Source organism: Pseudomonas sp. TKO26 (assembly GCF_003225665.1).
Classification (GTDB): domain Bacteria; phylum Pseudomonadota; class Gammaproteobacteria; order Pseudomonadales; family Pseudomonadaceae; genus Aquipseudomonas; species Aquipseudomonas saponiphila.
In genome coordinates, this window is sequence record NZ_QKLN01000037.1 from 181,167 (window position 1) to 199,530 (window position 18,364).

An 18,364-nucleotide genomic window follows, 5' to 3' on the forward strand; every position below is an offset into this window, starting at 1 on the left:
GACAGTGATCGACACATTCAACCGAACCGGCCCGCTCATGGAAGCTGCCAGCTACCCCGCCTGGACCCAGCAATTGATCCAGGACTGCAGCGAGAGCAAGCGCCGCGTGGTGGAGCATGAGCTGTACCAGCGCATGCGCGACAACAAGCTCAGCGCCAAAATCATGCGCCAGTACCTGATCGGTGGCTGGCCGGTGGTTGAGCAGTTTGCCCTGTACATGGCGCAGAACCTGACCAAGACTCGTTTTGCCCGCCATCCCGGCGAGGATATGGCGCGCCGCTGGCTGATGCGCAACATTCGTGTCGAACTCAATCACGCCGATTACTGGGTGCACTGGAGTCGGGCCCACGGCGTGACCCTGGAAGACTTGCAGGCCCAGCACGTGCCACCGGAGCTGCACGCCTTGAGTCACTGGTGCTGGCACACCAGTTCGGCGGATTCGCTGATCGTGGCTATTGCGGCCACCAACTACGCCATCGAAGGAGCGACTGGTGAATGGTCGGCCCTGGTTTGCTCCAGCGGTGTCTACGCCGCCGCGTTCCCGGAAGAGGAGCGCAAGCGCGCCATGAAGTGGCTGAAAATGCATGCCCAGTACGATGACGCTCATCCCTGGGAAGCGTTGGAGATCATTGTCACCCTGGCGGGCCTGAATCCGAGCAAGGCTCTGCAAGCCGAGCTGCGGCAGGCGATCTGCAAAAGCTATGACTACATGTTCCTGTTTCTGGAACGTTGCATGCAGCAGGAAAAGACCGCGGTAACCCGCGAGCGTCTCGCACTGGTTGAAGGATAAGGCAGGGGGACGCGGGCAGGCCAATGGTCGCAGGCGCGATACGCTTGTGACGATGGCGTTGCCCGCCACTGCTTGTAAAGTCTGGTCTGGCGTCTAGCCGGCCATCGCCAGGCGATTGCGACCTTCGCGCTTGGCCACGTACAGCGCGCTGTCGGCGCGACGCAACAGGCTCTCGGCGGATTCTCCCGGCAGCAGGGTCGAGCAGCCCAGGCTCACCGTCAGCTCGATTGAATGGCCATCGGCTCGATACTCCTGTGCTTGCGCGGCATTTCGTAGCCGTTCCCCCACCATTGCCGCGGCCTCGCGCCCGGTGTTGGAAAGTAGGATCAGGAACTCCTCCCCACCAAAGCGAAATACCATGTCCACATTGCGCAGCTGTGCCTTGATCGAGGCCGCCACGGCCTTGAGTACTTCGTCGCCGGTACTGTGGCCGTAGCTGTCGTTGATCCGCTTGAAGTGATCGATATCCAGCATCAGTAATGACAATGGAAGCTGGTGACGACGAGCCATTTCGATTTCCCGTTGCAGGGTCTGGTCCATGGCGATGCGGTTGCCGGTGTCGGTCAGCGGATCGCGCAGTGCACTGCGGGTTGCGGCGCGATACAGCAGTGCGTTGCGCATGGGGTATAGCAGGGTGGACAGCAACGACTCCAGGCTGCCCTGTTCGCTATCGCTGAAGCGCTGGTTGCGCCGGAACACCAGCTCGCCCATGGGTTCGCCTTCATGACTCAGGCTGTAGCTGATGGAGTGGTGCCCGCGCTGGCCGAACTCCAGGCGCAGATCGCTGGGGGCGTGCTCATAGCGAAGGGCATCAAGGGGGACCAGGCGCTGCGCTTCGCGAAAGAACAGGCCAAGGATGCGTTGCGGCTCAAGGCTGGTCTGCAGTTGCAGGCTCAGTTGCTGGCGCAATTGTCCGAGGCTGATGGGGTGCTTGACCGGAGGCGTCTGTTGGCCAAAACCCAGGCGTTGCAATTTGGCGCTGTCGAAGTCAATTGCGTTGGTCTGGGAAGGTGTTTTCATTTGAGCTTGAGCCCCCTGAGCACTGTGTACGCTGTTACTGCCTGGGTGAGAGCGGCTCGGAGCTGCGCGTCATACTGTTCCTTCAGTCCCGTAGGACAATTGCGCGCATTTTATGCCGCTCGCCATTGGCTATAAAGACCTTGGCGCAAGCCGGTTGTCACAGTGTTGATGCACTGTGCGTTGAGTGTTCTTAGAGCGAAACTCGTGCCATTCGGTTCATCTGAATAAAAACCGTTTCAATTCAAATGGTTGGTGATTCGTTGAGGCGGTATGTCGCCTCAAGTGACACTTGTTTGGCTTCAGATTCCCCGAGAACCGGGAGGGGGGGTAGGCATCGCGCCAGTATTCTGGCGCGACGAACGGAGGGGGGTTACTGCGCGTCGAAAGCTTGGCCGTTGATCCCGGCACTGTCAGGGCCCATCAGGTACAGGTAGACCGGCATGATCTCTTCCGGTGTCGGGTTGTTGCTCGGGTTTTCCCCAGGATAGGCCTGGGCCCGCATGCTGGTGCGGGTGGCACCTGGGTTGATGCTGTTGGCGCGAACCGGGGCCACGGTATCCAGCTCATCGGCCAGGGTTTGCATCAGGCCCTCAGTGGCAAACTTGGACACGCCGTAAGCCCCCCAATAGGCCCGCCCCTTGCGTCCAACACTGCTGGAGGTGAAGACCACCGAGGCATCCTGGGACAGCTTGAGCAAGGGCAGCAGGGTGCTGGTGAGCATGAACATCGCGTTGACGTTGACTTGCATCACCCGCATGAAGTTTTCCCCCGACAACTGCTCCAGCGGTGTGCGCGGGCCAATGATCGAGGCGTTGTGCAACAGGCCGTCGAGATGGCCGAACTCGCTCTCGATCATCGCCGCCAATTCGTCGTATTGGTGTGGCAGGGCGGTTTCCAGGTTGAACGGGATCACCGCGGGCTGAGGATGGCCCGCAGCTTCGATGGCGTCGTAGACCTCGGTCAGGTTGGCTTCGGTCTTGCCCAGCAGCAGTACCGTGGCACCGTGAGCGGCGAAGGTCTTGGCGGCGGCGGCGCCGATGCCGCGGCCGGCGCCGGTGACCAGGATGACCCGATCCTTGAGCAGTTCGGGGCGAGCGGAGTAATCAAACATAAAGGGCCTCAACAGAAATTGGTGCGCTCCCGGCGCTTAGCCGGGAATGCCGCAGCTCAGCAGCTGCACAATGCGTTATCCAGAACCTGGCGCAGTTCCAGCGGGTGATTGATCACCACATCGGCACCCCAGTGCCGGGGGTTATCGTCCGGATGGATGTAGCCATAGGTCACCGCGGCAGTCTTGGTGCCGGCGTCGCGGCCGGACTCGATGTCTCGCAGGTCGTCGCCGACGAAGAGGACGCTGGAAGGGGCCAGGTCGAGCATCTTGCATGCCAGGATCAGCGGCTCCGGATCGGGCTTGCTGTTCTTGACGTGGTCAGGGCAGATCAGTAGCGCCGAGCGCTCGGCCAGCCCCAGTTGCTGCATGATCGGTTCGGCGAAGCGCAGCGGCTTGTTGGTGACCACGCCCCAGATCAGATTGGCTTTTTCGATATCGGCCAGCAGCTCGGCCATGCCGTCGAAGAGCCGGCTGTGCACGGCGCAATGCGCGAGGTAGCGCTCGAGGAACTCCAGGCGCAGCTCTTCGAAGCCCGGGGATTCCGGATCCATGGAGAAGGTCACGGCCACCATGGCCTTGGCGCCGCCGGAGACTTCGTCGCGAATGTGCTGGTCGGTGATCGGTGGCAAGCCGCGATCACGGCGCATGTCCTGGCAGACTGCGATGAAGTCCGGCGCAGTATCGAGCAGGGTGCCATCCATATCGAAAAGAACGGCTCTGATAGCCATGTCTCACTCCTCTCGCAGGGTCTGGATCATGTAGTTGACGTCAACGTCCGCCGCCAGCTTGTAGTGCTTGGTCAGCGGGTTGTAGGTCAGGCCAATGATGTCCTTGACGGTCAGGCCGGCGGAGCGGCTCCAGGCGCCAAGCTCCGAGGGGCGGATGAATTTCTTGAAGTCATGGGTGCCGCGGGGCAGCAGCTTCATGATGTATTCCGCACCGATGATGGCGAACAGGTAAGCCTTGGGGTTGCGGTTGATGGTAGAGAAGAACACCTGGCCGCCGGGCTTGACCATGCGGAAGCAGGCACGGATTACCGATGAAGGATCGGGAACGTGTTCGAGCATCTCCAGGCAGGTGACCACGTCGAATTGCTCGGGCATTTCCTCGGCCAGGGCTTCGGCGGTGATCTGCCGGTACTCGACGTTGACGCCGGATTCCAGCTGATGCAGTTGCGCGACGGCAAGGGGGGCCTCGCCCATGTCGATGCCGGTCACGGTGGCGCCACGTTGGGCCATGGCTTCGCTGAGGATGCCGCCGCCGCAGCCGACGTCGAGGACTTTCTTGCCCGCCAGGCTTACCCGTTCATCGATCCAGTTGACCCGCAGCGGGTTGATGTCGTGCAGGGGCTTGAATTCGCTTTCGCGGTCCCACCAGCGATGGGCCAGGGCTTCGAATTTGGCGATTTCAGCGTGGTCGACGTTGCTCATGGGTGGTGCTCCAAAGCTAATGAATGCTGTGTGGAGTCTTGAGCGTCCGCTCAAGACCCGGGTTATTGGGTGTGGCCGCCGATACGCTGGCCCCAGCTGCGGGCGACGGTGCCAAGTTGTTGTTCGTCCAGGCGGGTCAGGCGCCGGTCGTCCAGCAGTTGCTTGCCCGCGACCCACAGGTGTTTCACGCAGTCTCGGCCGGTGGCGTAGATCAGTTGCGACACCGGGTCGTAAATCGGTTGTTGAGCCAGTCCGGACAGGTCGAAGGCCACCAGGTCTGCGGCCTTGCCGATTTCCAGGGAGCCTGCTTCGCTTTCCAGGCCCATGGCCCTGGCACCATTGAGGGTGGCCATGCGCAAGGCACGATGGGCATCCAGGGCGGTTGCCGATCCAGCCACGGCCTTGGCCAGCAGGGCCGCAGTACGAGTTTCCCCCAGCAGATCAAGATCGTTGTTGCTGGCCGCGCCATCGGTGCCCAGTGCAACGTTGACTCCGGCCTGCCACAGGCGCTCCACCGGGCAGAAGCCGCTGGCCAGTTTCAGGTTGGACTCCGGGCAATGAATGACGCTGGTGTTGGTTTCTACCAGTAAAGCCAGGTCGTCATCGCTGATTTGGGTCATGTGAACGGCCTGGAAGCGCGGTCCCAGCAGGCCGAGGCGAGCCAGGCGCGCCAGCGGCCGTTCACCGCGCTGCTCCAGGGATTGCTGTACCTCGAATGCGGTTTCATGCACGTGCATGTGGATCGAGGCGTCGAGCTCTTCGGCGATCACCCGAATCTTTTCCAGGTTCTCGTCGCCCACGGTGTACGGGGCGTGGGGGCCGAAGGTGATCTTGATTCGCGGGTGATGCTTGAGGTCGCCAAACAGTTCCACCCCCTGACGAATGGCTTCGTCGGCGTCGTGGGCGCCGGGGATGGGGAAGTCCAGGATCGGCATGGCGATCTGTGCGCGAATGCCGCTGTTGTGCACCCGCTCACTGGCAACCTTTGGAAAGAAGTACATGTCAGAGAAACAGGTGATGCCGCCTTTGATCTGTTCGGCGATGGCCAGGTCGGTACCGTCACGGACGAAGGCTTCGTCCACCCATTTGGCTTCGGCAGGCCAGATGTGCTTTTCCAGCCAGGTCATCAGTGGCAGGTCGTCGGCCAGGCCGCGGAACAGGGTCATGGCCGCATGCCCATGGGCGTTGATCAGGCCGGGGCTGAGCAGCATGCCGGGCAGCTCGCGGACTTCGCTGGCGCGGCATTTCAAGGCTTCGCTGCGGGGGCCGATGAAGTGGATGCGGCCGTCGCGGATGCCCAGTCCGTGGTCCTTGAGCACGACCCCGGCCGGCTCCACCGGTACCAGCCAGGTCGGCAACAGCAGCAGGTCGAGCGCAACGGCAGGGTTTGGCATCGAATATCGGTCCGGGGCTTCATATTAAGGATGGCGAAGTATACCCGAGCGTCCTGGCGGGGTGATCGCTATAATCGGCCGCTTTTGTTCATGAGTACGGGGTGAGGGATGCGCGATCGTCTGTTGGCTGCGGAGAAGGTCAAGGCCATTGAATGGCGAGATAGCACCCTGTATCTGCTCGATCAGCGCAAGCTGCCCCGTGAGCAAGCCTGGGTTGCTTACGACAGTGTGGCCGGGGTGGCTGAGGCGATTCGCTCGATGGTGGTGCGCGGAGCCCCGGCCATTGGCATCTGCGCGGCCTATGGCGTGGTCCTTGCCGTGGGCGCGCGCCTTGCCGCGGGCGGTGACTGGTTGGCAGCCCTGGAAGAGGACTTCAACCTGCTGGCTGACTCGCGCCCTACCGGCGGTCATTTGCACTGGGCCTTGAATCGCATGCGCGAGCGTCTGGGGCGGGTCAAGGATCAGGCCAGTCCACTGGCGGCCCTGGAAGCCGAGGCGCTGGCAATCCACGAAAGCGATCGGGAGGCCAATCTGACCATGGCCCAATTGGGCGTGGAGCTGATTCGCCGGCATCAGGGCAATCCCCAGGTCCTGTTGACGCACTGCAATACCGGCGCCTTGGGCTCCGGCGGTTTCGGTACTGCGTTGGGGGTGATCCGTGCTGCCTGGCTGGAAGGCATGGTGGAGCGGGTCTATGTCGATGAAACGCGGCCCTGGCTGCAAGGCTCGCGCTTGACCGCCTGGGAGCTGGCCCAGGAGGGGATGGCGTGCATCGTCAATACCGACTCTGCAGCCGCGCACATCATGAAGACCAAGGGGGTGACCTGGGTGGTCGTGGGGGCTGACCGGATCTGCGCCAATGGTGATGTGGCGAGCAAGATCGGCACTTATCAACTGGCGGTCAATGCCATGCACCACGGCGTGCGCTTCATGGTGGTGGCCTCCAGTTCGAGCATTGATATGACCCTGCTCAGTGGCGAGGATGTTCCTCTGGAGGAGCGCGAAGGCGGTGAGCTGCTGGATGTGGGTGGGCAACCGCTGGGCGCCTTGGTGGAAGTCTTCAATCCGGTATTCGATGTGACCCCGGCGGACCTGATCGATGCCATCGTTACCGAGAAGGGCGTTGTCGAGCGTCCGGACGCCGCCAAGATGGCGCAATTGATGTGTCGCAAGCGCTTGCATTGACTGTGGTGTGCGTAAATGGTCGGTGTCGACTTCCCGGGGCGGCTGTCCAGTCAGTAAAAACCAGTCAAATGCGTACGAATTTGTCCTCTGAGGCTCTCTCGTCTCTTATCAGGCTGTCACCGGTCAACTAACTATGCTCCATGCGCGTCTGGGGGATAGGTGCGTGGCGGCGATTGTGATAACATCCGGCGGTTTCCAAGGTGGTCCGATGCGACTGCCTTCACTGCGCAAATCCATGGCATAACTTGTTGATTTGTCGTAAGTCGGTGCATGGCACTAGGCCTGCAGCGGCGAGCTTCGTTCGTCCTATATGGATGTGACGAAGTTTCACCAGAAAAAGGAATCAGGCTTCTCATGGGCGAACTGGCCAAAGAAATCCTCCCGGTCAATATCGAAGACGAGCTGAAACAGTCCTACCTCGACTACGCGATGAGCGTAATCGTCGGGCGGGCACTGCCTGATGCGCGCGATGGCTTGAAGCCCGTGCACCGGCGTGTGCTGTACGCGATGAGCGAGCTCGGTAACGACTGGAACAAGCCGTACAAGAAATCTGCCCGTGTTGTCGGTGACGTGATCGGTAAGTATCACCCGCATGGTGATACCGCGGTGTACGACACCATCGTTCGTATGGCCCAGCCATTCTCCCTGCGCTACCTCTTGGTAGACGGCCAGGGTAACTTCGGTTCGGTCGACGGCGACAACGCGGCGGCCATGCGATACACCGAAGTGCGCATGACCAAGCTGGCGCACGAGCTGTTGGCCGACCTGCACAAGGAAACCGTGGACTGGGTGCCGAACTACGACGGCACCGAGATGATCCCTGCGGTCATGCCGACCAAGATCCCCAACCTGCTGGTCAACGGTTCCAGCGGTATCGCCGTGGGCATGGCGACCAATATTCCGCCGCACAACCTCGGTGAAGTCATCGACGGTTGCCTGGCGCTGATCGACAACCCCGAGCTGAGCGTTGACGATCTGATGCAATACATCCCCGGTCCGGACTTCCCGACCGCGGCGATCATCAACGGTCGTGAAGGCATCATCGAGGCTTATCGCACCGGGCGTGGCCGCATCTACATGCGTGCTCGCTCGATCATCGAAGATATCGACAAGGTCGGTGGCCGCCAGCAGATCGTCATCACCGAGCTGCCTTACCAGCTGAACAAGGCCCGCCTGATCGAGAAGATCGCCGAGCTGGTGAAGGAGAAGAAACTCGAAGGCATCACCGAGCTGCGCGATGAGTCCGACAAGGACGGTATGCGCGTCGTGATCGAGCTGCGTCGCGGCGAAGTGCCGGAGGTGATCCTCAACAACCTCTACGCCCAGACCCAGCTGCAGGCGGTGTTCGGCATCAACATCGTGGCGCTGATCGACGGTCGTCCGCGGATCCTCAATCTCAAGGACCTGCTGGAAGCCTTCGTTCGTCACCGTCGCGAAGTCGTGACCCGCCGCACCGTGTTCGAGCTGCGCAAGGCCCGTGAGCGTGGCCATATCCTTGAAGGCCAGGCCGTTGCCCTGTCCAACATCGATCCGGTCATTGCCCTGATCAAGGCCTCGCCAACACCGTCGGAAGCCAAGGAAGCGCTGATCAGCACGCCTTGGGAATCCAGCGCGGTGATGACCATGGTCGAGCGCGCCGGTGCCGACTCCTGTCGTCCGGAAAACCTTGATCCGCAGTACGGCCTGCGCGATGGCAAGTACTTCCTGTCCCCGGAGCAGGCGCAAGCCATCCTGGAACTGCGTCTGCACCGCCTGACCGGCCTCGAGCACGAAAAACTGCTGGCCGAGTACCAGGAGATCCTCAACCAGATCGGCGAGCTGATCCGCATCCTCAACAGCGCCACGCGCCTGATGGAAGTGATCCGCGAAGAGCTGGAAGTGATCCGTGCCGAATACGGTGATGCCCGTCGCACCGAGATTCTTGATGCCCGCCTCGATCTGACCCTAGGCGACATGATTCCGGAAGAAGAGCGCGTGGTGACCATTTCCCACGGCGGCTATGCCAAGACCCAGCCGCTGGCTGCCTACCAGGCCCAGCGTCGTGGCGGCAAGGGCAAGTCGGCTACCGGCGTCAAGGATGAGGACTACATCGCTCACCTGCTGGTAGCCAACAGCCACACCACGTTGCTGCTGTTCTCCAGCAAGGGCAAGGTGTACTGGCTCAAGACTTACGAGATTCCCGAAGCTTCCCGCGCCGCTCGCGGCCGTCCATTGGTGAACCTGCTGCCGCTGGACGATGGCGAGTACATCACCACCATGCTGCCGGTCGAGGAATACACCGAAGGTCACTACATCTTCATGGCCACCGCTAATGGCACCGTGAAGAAGACTCCGCTGGAATCCTTCAGCCGTCAGCGCAGCGTCGGTCTGATCGCCCTGGAGCTGGACGAAGGTGATGTGCTGATCAGCGCCGCGATCACTGATGGCGAGCGTGAAGTCATGCTGTTCTCCGACGGTGGCAAGGTGACTCGCTTCAAGGAGTCCGACGTGCGTGCCATGGGCCGTACCGCCCGTGGTGTGCGCGGCATGCGTCTGGCCGAAGGCCAGAAGCTGATCTCCATGCTGATCCCGGAAGAAGGCAGCCAGATTCTCACCGCTTCCGAACGTGGTTTTGGCAAGCGCACGGCCATCAGTGAATTCCCTGAGTACAAGCGTGGCGGTCAGGGCGTTATCGCCATGGTCAGCAACGAGCGTAACGGTCGTCTGGTGGGTGCGGTGCAGGTGCTGGACGGTGAGGAAATCATGCTGATTTCCGATCAGGGCACCCTGGTTCGTACTCGTGTCGACGAAGTGTCGAGCCTGGGCCGTAACACTCAGGGCGTGACCCTGATCAAGCTAGCCAACGATGAAACCCTGGTGGGCCTGGAGCGGGTGCAGGAGCCATCGGAGATCGAGGGCGAAGAGTACGAAGGTGAAGAGGGCGCTGAAATCGAGGGCACCGTGCTGGATGCGGTAGCCGAGCCGGATGATGCAACCGATAGCCAACAGGCAGACGCCGCAGGCGAAGAAGAGTCGCAAGACTAAATAAATCGTAGCAGGGCAGAGTGTTTGCTCTGTCCGCTACCGTGAATGCATAGCGAGAGTGGATGTGAGCAAACGAGCCTATAACTTCTGCGCAGGTCCCGCTGCGCTACCTGAAGCTGTCCTGTTGCGTGCCCAGGCCGAATTGCTGGATTGGCATGGCAAGGGCCTCTCGGTCATGGAGATGAGTCATCGCAGCGATGAATTCGTCTCCATTGCCACCAAGGCCGAGCAGGATCTGCGTGATCTGCTGAATATCCCCTCGAACTATAAAGTGCTGTTTCTGCAAGGCGGCGCCAGCCAGCAATTTGCCCAGATTCCACTGAACCTGCTGCCTGAAGGTGGCAAGGCCGACTACATCGACACCGGTATCTGGTCGCAGAAAGCCATTGAAGAGGCTTCCCGCTACGGTCAGGTCAATGTCGCGGCCACTGCCAAGCCTTACGACTACTTTGCGATTCCAGGTCAGAACGAATGGCAGCTGTCGAAAGACGCCGCCTACGTGCATTACGCGCCGAACGAAACCATCGGCGGCCTGGAATTCAGCTGGATCCCGCAAACCGGTGATATTCCCCTGGTGGCCGACATGTCTTCCGACATCCTCTCGCGCCCTGTGGATATCTCCCGTTTCGGCATGATCTACGCTGGTGCGCAGAAGAACATCGGCCCCAGCGGTATCCTGGTGAACATCATTCGCGAAGATCTGCTGGGTCGTGCCCGTTCGCTGTGCCCGACCATGCTCGACTACAAGGTCGCAGCAGACAATGGCTCGATGTACAACACGCCGCCGACCCTGGCCTGGTACCTGTCCGGCCTGGTATTTGAGTGGCTCAAGGAGCAGGGCGGGGTGGAAGCCATCGCCAAGCTCAACGAAGTCAAGCAGCGCACCCTGTATGACTTCATCGATGCCAGCGGCCTGTACAGCAACCCGATCAACAAGCCCGACCGCTCGTGGATGAACGTGCCGTTCCGTCTGGCCGACGACCGCTTGGACAAGCCGTTCCTGGCTGGCGCCGAGGCCCGCGGCCTGCTCAACCTCAAGGGTCATCGCTCGGTGGGTGGCATGCGCGCTTCCATCTACAACGCCGTGGACATCAACGCCGTCAATGCGCTGGTGGCTTACATGGCAGAGTTCGAGAAGGAACATGGCTGATGTCTGAGCAAGAACTCAAGGCTCTGCGCCTGCGCATCGATGCTCTGGACGAGAAGGTCCTGGAGTTGATCAGCGAGCGTGCGCGGTGTGCCCAGGAAGTTGCCCGGGTGAAGATGGCTTCCCTGGCAGAAGGCGAAGTGCCGGTGTTCTATCGTCCCGAGCGTGAAGCTCAGGTGCTCAAGCGGGTGATGGAGCGCAACCAGGGGCCACTGGGCAATGAAGAGATGGCGCGTTTGTTCCGCGAAATCATGTCTTCGTGCCTGGCTCTGGAGCAGCCGCTGAAGGTGGCTTATCTGGGCCCTGAAGGCACTTTCACCCAGGCTGCGGCCATGAAGCACTTCGGTCATGCGGTGATCAGCAAGCCAATGGCGGCGATCGACGAGGTGTTCCGCGAAGTGGCGGCCGGTGCGGTTAACTTCGGTGTGGTGCCGGTGGAAAACTCCACCGAGGGTGCGGTCAACCACACCCTCGACAGTTTCCTTGAGCACGACATGGTGATCTGCGGCGAAGTCGAGCTGCGTATCCACCATCACTTGCTGGTGGGCGAGAACACCAAGACTGACAGCATCAGCCGCATTTACTCCCACGCCCAGTCGCTGGCTCAGTGCCGCAAGTGGCTGGACGCCCATTATCCGAATGTCGAGCGTGTGGCGGTCTCCAGCAACGCTGAGGCGGCCAAGCGGGTCAAGGGTGAATGGAACTCGGCGGCCATCGCCGGCGACATGGCGGCGGGGCTGTATGGCCTGACGCGCCTGGCAGAGAAGATCGAGGATCGCCCGGACAATTCCACGCGCTTCTTGATGATCGGTAATCAGGAAGTGCCGCCGACCGGCGACGACAAGACCTCGATCATTGTCTCCATGAGCAACAAGCCCGGTGCCTTGCACGAATTGCTGGTGCCGTTCCACGACAACGGAATCGACCTGACGCGTATCGAGACCCGACCCTCGCGCAGCGGCAAATGGACCTATGTGTTCTTCATCGACTTCGTTGGCCACCACCGTGATCCGTTGATCAAGGACGTGCTGGAAAAGATCAGTCAGGAAGCAGTGGCACTCAAGGTGCTGGGTTCCTACCCGAAAGCGGTTCTCTGAGGCTTTAACAATGAGTGGCGACTTCCTCGCACTGGCGCAACCAGGCGTGCAACAACTTTCGCCTTACGTTCCGGGCAAGCCCGTGGACGAACTGGCCCGTGAGCTGGACATCGATCCGGCCACCATCGTCAAGCTGGCGAGTAATGAAAACCCGCTGGGCGCCAGCCCCAAGGCGCTGGCGGCGATTCGTGACGAGCTGGCGGAATTGACCCGTTATCCCGATGGCAACGGTTTTGCCCTCAAATCCCTGCTGGCCGAACGCTGCGGCGTGGACATCCAGCAGGTCACTCTGGGCAACGGTTCCAACGACATCCTTGAGCTGGTGGCGCGGGCCTATCTGGCGCCCGGACTGAATGCGGTGTTCAGTGAGCACGCCTTTGCCGTCTATCCCATCGTGACCCAGGCGGTGGGAGCTGCCGCGCGCGTGGTTCCGGCCAGGCATTGGGGGCATGACTTGCCGGCCATGCTCAAGGCCATCGATGAGCAGACCCGTGTGGTGTTCATTGCCAACCCGAACAACCCTACCGGTACCTGGTTCAGTGCTGAGGAGCTGGATGAGTTTCTTCAGGATGTCCCGGCTCATGTGCTGGTGGTACTGGACGAAGCCTATATCGAGTACGCCGAAGGCAGCGACCTGCCGGACGGCCTGGACTTCCTGGCGGCCTACCCGAACCTGCTGGTATCGCGGACCTTCTCCAAGGCCTACGGCCTGGCGGCCCTGCGGGTCGGTTATGGGCTCTCGACCCCGGTGGTGGCGGATGTACTGAACCGAGTCCGCCAGCCGTTCAACGTCAACAGCCTGGCCCTGGCGGCGGCTTGTGCCGCGCTGCAGGATGCTGACTACCTGGCTGAGAGTCGCCGTCTGAATGAGGCGGGCATGCAGCAACTGGAGGCGGGTTTCCGTGATCTGGGCTTGAGCTGGATTGCGTCCAAGGGCAATTTCATTGCCGTGGATGTGGGGCGCGAGGCTGCCCCCGTGTTTCAGGGCTTGTTGCGCGAAGGGGTGATTGTGCGTCCGGTGGCCAACTACGGGATGCCTAACCATTTACGCGTGACCATCGGCTTGCCGGCGGAAAACACGCGTTTCCTTGAGGCTTTGGCCAAGGTTCTGGCTCGTGGTTGATGTCATTCCAACGCAATCTGCTGAGCCTATGATCGGTCGCCTGGTGGTGATCGGCCTGGGATTGATTGGTGGCTCCTTCGCTAAGGGGTTGCGCGAAAGTGGCGTGTGCCGCGAAGTGGTCGGTGTCGATCTGGATCCGCAGTCCCGCCAGTTGGCGGTTGAGCTGGGGGTCGTGGATCGCTGTGAAGAGGATCTGGCTCTGGCTTGCCAGGGAGCCGATGTGATTCAACTGGCCGTGCCGATCCTGGCCATGGAAAAGCTTCTGGCGTTGCTGGCCAGGATGGATCTGGGGCAGGCGGTGCTGACTGATGTCGGCAGTGCCAAGGGCAATGTGGTGCGCGCGGCACAAGAGGCGTTTGCCGGCATGCCGGCGCGCTTTGTCCCCGGGCATCCGATTGCCGGCTCCGAGCAGAGCGGTGTCGAAGCCTCCAATGCCCAGTTGTTCCGTCGCCACAAAGTGATCCTGACGCCTCTGGAGCAAACCGATCCGGATGCGCTGGAGCTGGTCGACAGGCTTTGGCGTGAGCTGGGAGCGGATGTTGAGCACATGCAGGTCGAGCGCCATGACGAGGTTCTGGCGGCCACCAGTCACTTGCCGCACTTGTTGGCATTCGGCCTAGTGGATTCGCTGGCCAAGCGCAGTGAAAATCTCGACATCTTCCGTTACGCTGCGGGCGGTTTCCGCGATTTCACGAGAATCGCCGGCAGCGACCCGGTCATGTGGCACGACATCTTCCTCGCCAATCGCGAAGCGGTTCTGCGCACACTCGATACATTTCGCAACGACCTCGACGCCCTGCGCGATGCGGTCGATGCAGGGGACGGGCATCAGTTGTTGGGCGTATTCACTCGCGCCCGGGTTGCCCGCGAGCATTTCGGTAAAATCCTGGCCCGCCGGGCCTATGTGGACGCTATGAACTCCAACGATCTGATTTTCCTGGCAAATCCTGGTGGCCGCCTGTCTGGGCGGATTCGTGTACCGGGCGACAAGTCGATTTCCCACCGTTCGATCATGCTCGGCTCCTTGGCTGAAGGCACCACTGAAGTCGAGGGTTTCCTCGAGGGTGAAGATGCCTTGGCCACGTTGCAGGCATTTCGCGACATGGGAGTGGTCATCGAGGGGCCGCACCATGGGCGTGTGACCATCCATGGGGTGGGGTTGCATGGCTTGAAGCCGGCACCGGGCCCGATCTACCTGGGCAACTCCGGTACTTCGATGCGTCTGCTTTCCGGTTTGCTGGCTGCACAGAGCTTCGACAGCACTCTGACGGGGGATCCTTCTCTGTCCAAGCGCCCAATGAACCGTGTGGCCAATCCGCTGCGGGAAATGGGGGCGGTGATCGAGACTGCGGCCGAGGGGCGTCCACCGATGGTGATTCGCGGCGGTCACAAGCTCAAGGGGCTGACCTATACCTTGCCGATGGCCAGTGCCCAGGTTAAGTCGTGCCTGCTGTTGGCCGGTTTGTACGCTGATGGGAAGACCACCGTTACTGAGCCTGCGCCGACTCGTGATCACACCGAGCGCATGCTGCGCGGCTTCGGCTACTCGGTGAATGTCGACGGTGCAACCGCTTCGGTTGAATCCGGCGGCAAGCTCAAGGCGACTCATATTGAGGTGCCGGCAGATATCTCCTCCGCAGCGTTCTTCCTGGTCGCCGCGTCGATCGCCGAAGGTTCGGAGCTGGTACTTGAGCACGTAGGGATCAACCCGACCCGTACTGGTGTAATCGATATCCTGCGGTTGATGGGGGCTGATATTCGTCTGGAGAACCAGCGCGAAGTCGGCGGTGAGCCTGTTGCGGATCTGCATGTGCGAGCTGCCAAACTCAAGGGCATCGAGATTCCCGAGGAATTGGTGCCGCTGGCAATCGATGAGTTCCCGGTGCTGTTCGTCGCGGCGGCCTGCGCTGAAGGTCGCACTGTGTTGCGCGGCGCGGAAGAGCTGCGGGTCAAGGAGTCCGACCGCATCCAGGTCATGGCTGATGGCTTGCTGACCTTGGGGGTCAAGTGCGAGCCGACTCCGGACGGCATCATCATTGATGGTGGGCAGATCGGCGGGGGTGAAGTGCATGGTCACGGCGATCACCGTATTGCCATGGCATTCAGTGTTGCCTCGTTGCGGGCCAATGCGCCGATTCGTATTCATGACTGCGCGAACGTTGCGACTTCGTTCCCGAATTTTCTCGCGCTGTGCGCGCAGGTGGGGATTCGGGTTGCACAAGAGGCTCAGTCGTGAATATCAAGGCGCCTGTAATCACCATCGACGGGCCTAGTGGTTCTGGCAAGGGCACCATTGCTGGCAAGTTGGCCAAGCATTTGGGCTGGTGCTTGCTGGATTCCGGCGCTTTGTACCGGTTGCTGGCGTTCGCGGCACGCAATCATGGGGTCGACTTGACCAATGAAGAGTCGCTTAAGTTGCTGGCGGCGCATCTTGATGTGCAGTTTCTTGGAGCCACTGAACATCATCCGCAGAGGATCATTCTCGAGGGGGATGATGTAACTGATGATCTGCGTAATGAGCAGGTTGGTGCCTGGGCTTCTCAGGTCGCGGCGCTGCCGGCCGTGCGTGATGCTTTGTTGCAGCGTCAGCGAGCTTTCCAGGAGCCGCCGGGGCTGGTAGCGGATGGTCGCGACATGGGGACTGTGGTGTTTCCGGATGCACCATTAAAAATTTTCCTCACTGCCAGCGCCGAGGAGCGTGCTCGTCGGCGTTACTTGCAGTTGAAGGGGAAAGTCGATGGTGTTAGTCTGTCGAGTCTGCTAGATGAGATTCGTGCGCGCGATGAGCGCGATACCCAGCGAGCGGTGGCCCCGCTCAAGCCGGCGGCCGACGCCATACAGCTGGATTCTACGGAGTTGTCCATCGAGCAGGTGTTGCAACGCATTCTGAGCGAGATCGCCATTCGCGATATCGCCGGGTGAACAAGGAAGATCGCGGGGGACCAGTCATAGTCCTGCGATCTTTCTTTTATATGAACGTAACCCACATTGTCTGGGATGTGGCAGATGGGCGTATTCTTCGCCCTTATCAACAGGAATTAAAATGAGCGAAAGCTTTGCGGAACTCTTTGAAGAAAGCCTAAAAACCCTGAACCTTCAGGCAGGCTCCATCATCACCGGTGTTATCGTCGACATCGACTACCAAGCGCGTTGGGTAACCGTTCACGCTGGTCTGAAGTCTGAAGCACTGATCCCGCTTGAGCAGTTCTACAACGATGCTGGCGAACTGTCCATCAATGTTGGTGATGAAGTTCACGTTGCTCTGGATTCGGTTGAAGACGGTTTCGGTGAAACCAAGCTCTCCCGTGAAAAAGCCAAGCGCGCTGAATGCTGGATCGTTCTGGAAGCAGCCTTCGCAGCCGAAGAAGTGGTCAAGGGCGTTATCAACGGTAAGGTTAAAGGCGGCTTCACTGTCGACGTTAACGGCATCCGTGCGTTCCTGCCAGGTTCTCTGGTTGATGTCCGTCCAGTGCGCGACACCACGCACCTGGAAGGCAAAGAGCTCGAGTTTAAGGTCATCAAACTCGATCAGAAGCGCAACAACGTTGTCGTTTCCCGTCGTAGCGTCCTCGAAGCCGAGAACTCCGCTGAGCGTGAAGCTCTGCTGGAATCCCTGCAGGAAGGTCAACAAGTCAAAGGTATCGTCAAGAACCTCACCGACTACGGCGCATTCGTTGATCTGGGTGGCGTCGATGGCCTGCTGCACATCACCGACATGGCTTGGAAGCGTATCAAGCATCCTTCCGAGATCGTCAACGTTGGCGACGAGATCGATGTCAAGGTTCTGAAGTACGATCGCGAGCGCAATCGTGTTTCCCTGGGCCTGAAGCAACTGGGCGAAGATCCATGGGTCGCCATCAAGGCTCGTTACCCAGAAAGCACCCGCGTTACCGCTCGTGTAACCAACCTGACCGACTACGGCTGCTTTGCTGAGCTGGAAGAGGGTGTTGAAGGTCTGGTACACGTTTCGGAAATGGACTGGACCAACAAGAACATCCACCCTTCGAAAGTCGTACAAGTCGGCGACGAAGTGGAAGTTATGGTTCTGGACATCGACGAAGAGCGTCGTCGCATCTCCCTCGGTATCAAGCAGTGCAAGTCCAACCCATGGGAAGACTTCTCTGGCCAGTTCAACAAGGGCGATAAGATCTCCGGCACCATCAAGTCGATCACCGATTTTGGTATCTTCATTGGTCTGGACGGCGGTATCGACGGTCTGGTTCACCTGTCCGACATCTCCTGGAACGAAGTTGGCGAAGAAGCTGTACGCCGCTTCAAGAAGGGCGACGAGCTGGATACCGTCATCCTGTCTGTTGACCCAGAGCGTGAGCGTATCTCCCTGGGCATCAAGCAGCTGGAAAGCGATCCGTTCTCCGAGTACGTACAAGAGAACGACAAAGGTGCAATCGTTAAGGGTGTTGTAAAAGAAGTTGACGCCAAAGGCGCCATCATCACCCTGGCCAACGACATCGAAGCTACTCTGAAGGCCTCTGAAATCAGCCGTGATCGCATCGAAGATGCGCGTAACGTTCTGAAAGAAGGCGAAGAAGTTGAAGCCAAGATCATCAGCGTTGACCGTAAGAGTCGTGTAATCCAGCTCTCGATCAAGTCGAAAGACGTTGAAGACGAGAAAGAAGCTATCCAGAGCCTGCGCGACAAGCCAGCAGCTTCGGATATCGCTGCTGGTCCTACCACTCTGGGCGACCTGCTGCGTGCACAAATGGAAAAACAGAACTAAGTTCTGTCAGACCATAAAAAGGGCGACTTCGGTCGCCCTTTTTTGTGCGTGAGATTTGAGGTGAAAATAGTGGGGAAATCCATGTTGGCAATGGATTGTCTCTCTTTTAGCGGATGGAGGCTTTGGGTATAGGGCTTTTGGTCTGATGGTGTGTTGCCCGGACAGCACAGGCTGTCATAAGGAAGAGCATGACCAGGCTGAGTGTTGTTGTTTTATTTCTTCTCCTGGCTGGGCTTGTGACCAATGTGAAGAGCCTTGCAGTTTGTGGGGGGGGTATGGAGATCGACTGCTCAGGGGTTGGGTTG

Annotated in this window: 14 protein-coding genes; 9 read left to right on the top strand and 5 right to left on the bottom strand. The window is 60.1% G+C overall.

All coding sequences use genetic code 11. From position 1 onward, the window contains the following. The first annotated feature begins 37 nt into the window (after window positions 1-37). Window positions 38-790: a TenA family transcriptional regulator gene (locus DNK59_RS26570; RefSeq protein WP_371920324.1), complete on the top strand. Its 753-nt coding sequence runs from the start codon at window positions 38-40 to the stop codon at window positions 788-790. Between the two features lie 93 nt (window positions 791-883). On the opposite strand, the gene DNK59_RS26575 is transcribed toward DNK59_RS26570, so the two are convergent. From DNK59_RS26575 to DNK59_RS26595, 5 genes are all read right to left on the bottom strand, one after another. After that, on the bottom strand, window positions 884-1,810 hold the full coding sequence (locus DNK59_RS26575; protein ID WP_092312014.1) for a GGDEF domain-containing protein: 927 nt from the start codon (window positions 1,808-1,810) through the stop codon (window positions 884-886). 370 nt (window positions 1,811-2,180) lie between these two features. Next, window positions 2,181-2,921 carry a YciK family oxidoreductase gene (locus DNK59_RS26580; RefSeq protein ID WP_092312017.1) on the bottom strand — a complete coding sequence of 247 codons (741 nt, stop codon included), beginning with the start codon at window positions 2,919-2,921 and terminating at the stop codon, window positions 2,181-2,183. A gap of 56 nt (window positions 2,922-2,977) precedes the next feature. Further along, entirely contained in the window at window positions 2,978-3,649 is a 672-nt protein-coding gene (gene mupP, locus DNK59_RS26585; protein ID WP_110725150.1) for an N-acetylmuramic acid 6-phosphate phosphatase MupP, read from the bottom strand. A 3-nt stretch (window positions 3,650-3,652) separates the two neighbouring features. After that, window positions 3,653-4,351, bottom strand: a complete 699-nt coding sequence (gene ubiG / locus DNK59_RS26590) for a bifunctional 2-polyprenyl-6-hydroxyphenol methylase/3-demethylubiquinol 3-O-methyltransferase UbiG (protein WP_092312023.1) — start codon at window positions 4,349-4,351, stop codon at window positions 3,653-3,655. A 62-nt stretch (window positions 4,352-4,413) separates the two neighbouring features. After that, window positions 4,414-5,745 carry a TRZ/ATZ family hydrolase gene (locus DNK59_RS26595; protein ID WP_110725151.1) on the bottom strand — a complete coding sequence of 444 codons (1,332 nt, stop codon included), beginning with the start codon at window positions 5,743-5,745 and terminating at the stop codon, window positions 4,414-4,416. A 108-nt stretch (window positions 5,746-5,853) separates the two neighbouring features. Between DNK59_RS26595 and mtnA the strand changes: the two genes are divergently transcribed. The 8 genes from mtnA to rpsA all read left to right on the top strand — a co-directional run bounded on the left by mtnA (window position 5,854) and on the right by rpsA (window position 18,059). Further along, window positions 5,854-6,930, top strand: a complete 1,077-nt coding sequence (gene mtnA, locus DNK59_RS26600) for an S-methyl-5-thioribose-1-phosphate isomerase (protein WP_110725152.1) — start codon at window positions 5,854-5,856, stop codon at window positions 6,928-6,930. A gap of 354 nt (window positions 6,931-7,284) precedes the next feature. Then, window positions 7,285-9,954 (top strand): DNA gyrase subunit A, encoded by a 2,670-nt coding sequence (gyrA, locus tag DNK59_RS26605; protein WP_016964094.1) that lies wholly within the window; start codon window positions 7,285-7,287, stop codon window positions 9,952-9,954. A 64-nt stretch (window positions 9,955-10,018) separates the two neighbouring features. Then, window positions 10,019-11,104: a 3-phosphoserine/phosphohydroxythreonine transaminase gene (serC, locus tag DNK59_RS26610; protein WP_110725186.1), complete on the top strand. Its 1,086-nt coding sequence runs from the start codon at window positions 10,019-10,021 to the stop codon at window positions 11,102-11,104. Continuing rightward, the gene (gene pheA, locus DNK59_RS26615) at window positions 11,104-12,198 is read left to right on the top strand and encodes a prephenate dehydratase (protein WP_016964092.1); all 1,095 of its coding nucleotides are present in this window, start codon (window positions 11,104-11,106) and stop codon (window positions 12,196-12,198) included. The genes serC and pheA overlap by 1 nt, the downstream gene beginning before the upstream one ends. Before the next feature lie 10 nt (window positions 12,199-12,208). Then, window positions 12,209-13,321, top strand: a complete 1,113-nt coding sequence (gene hisC, locus DNK59_RS26620; RefSeq protein WP_092312032.1) for a histidinol-phosphate transaminase — start codon at window positions 12,209-12,211, stop codon at window positions 13,319-13,321. A gap of 28 nt (window positions 13,322-13,349) precedes the next feature. Then, window positions 13,350-15,557, top strand: coding sequence for a bifunctional prephenate dehydrogenase/3-phosphoshikimate 1-carboxyvinyltransferase (locus tag DNK59_RS26625; protein ID WP_256596704.1), 2,208 nt, complete (start codon window positions 13,350-13,352; stop codon window positions 15,555-15,557). Further along, window positions 15,554-16,243 carry a (d)CMP kinase gene (gene cmk, locus DNK59_RS26630; protein ID WP_092312038.1) on the top strand — a complete coding sequence of 230 codons (690 nt, stop codon included), beginning with the start codon at window positions 15,554-15,556 and terminating at the stop codon, window positions 16,241-16,243. The genes DNK59_RS26625 and cmk overlap by 4 nt, the downstream gene beginning before the upstream one ends. A 121-nt stretch (window positions 16,244-16,364) precedes the next feature. Continuing rightward, window positions 16,365-18,059, top strand: coding sequence for a 30S ribosomal protein S1 (gene rpsA, locus DNK59_RS26635; protein ID WP_007931318.1), 1,695 nt, complete (start codon window positions 16,365-16,367; stop codon window positions 18,057-18,059). Window positions 18,060-18,364: the final 305 nt, after the last annotated feature.

What these genes read in the sequence shown, in the direction of transcription:
- mupP (WP_110725150.1), bottom strand. Translation starts at nt 3,649, where the DNA reads ATGGCTATCAGAGCCGTTCTTTTCGATATGGATGGCACCCTGCTCGAT.
- pheA (WP_016964092.1), top strand. Translation starts at nt 11,104, where the DNA reads ATGTCTGAGCAAGAACTCAAGGCTCTGCGCCTGCGCATCGATGCTCTG.
- hisC (WP_092312032.1), top strand. Translation starts at nt 12,209, where the DNA reads ATGAGTGGCGACTTCCTCGCACTGGCGCAACCAGGCGTGCAACAACTT.
- DNK59_RS26575 (WP_092312014.1), bottom strand. Translation starts at nt 1,810, where the DNA reads ATGAAAACACCTTCCCAGACCAACGCAATTGACTTCGACAGCGCCAAA.
- DNK59_RS26595 (WP_110725151.1), bottom strand. Translation starts at nt 5,745, where the DNA reads ATGCCAAACCCTGCCGTTGCGCTCGACCTGCTGCTGTTGCCGACCTGG.
- gyrA (WP_016964094.1), top strand. Translation starts at nt 7,285, where the DNA reads ATGGGCGAACTGGCCAAAGAAATCCTCCCGGTCAATATCGAAGACGAG.
- DNK59_RS26580 (WP_092312017.1), bottom strand. Translation starts at nt 2,921, where the DNA reads ATGTTTGATTACTCCGCTCGCCCCGAACTGCTCAAGGATCGGGTCATC.
- mtnA (WP_110725152.1), top strand. Translation starts at nt 5,854, where the DNA reads ATGCGCGATCGTCTGTTGGCTGCGGAGAAGGTCAAGGCCATTGAATGG.
- DNK59_RS26625 (WP_256596704.1), top strand. Translation starts at nt 13,350, where the DNA reads ATGATCGGTCGCCTGGTGGTGATCGGCCTGGGATTGATTGGTGGCTCC.
- rpsA (WP_007931318.1), top strand. Translation starts at nt 16,365, where the DNA reads ATGAGCGAAAGCTTTGCGGAACTCTTTGAAGAAAGCCTAAAAACCCTG.
- ubiG (WP_092312023.1), bottom strand. Translation starts at nt 4,351, where the DNA reads ATGAGCAACGTCGACCACGCTGAAATCGCCAAATTCGAAGCCCTGGCC.
- DNK59_RS26570 (WP_371920324.1), top strand. Translation starts at nt 38, where the DNA reads ATGGAAGCTGCCAGCTACCCCGCCTGGACCCAGCAATTGATCCAGGAC.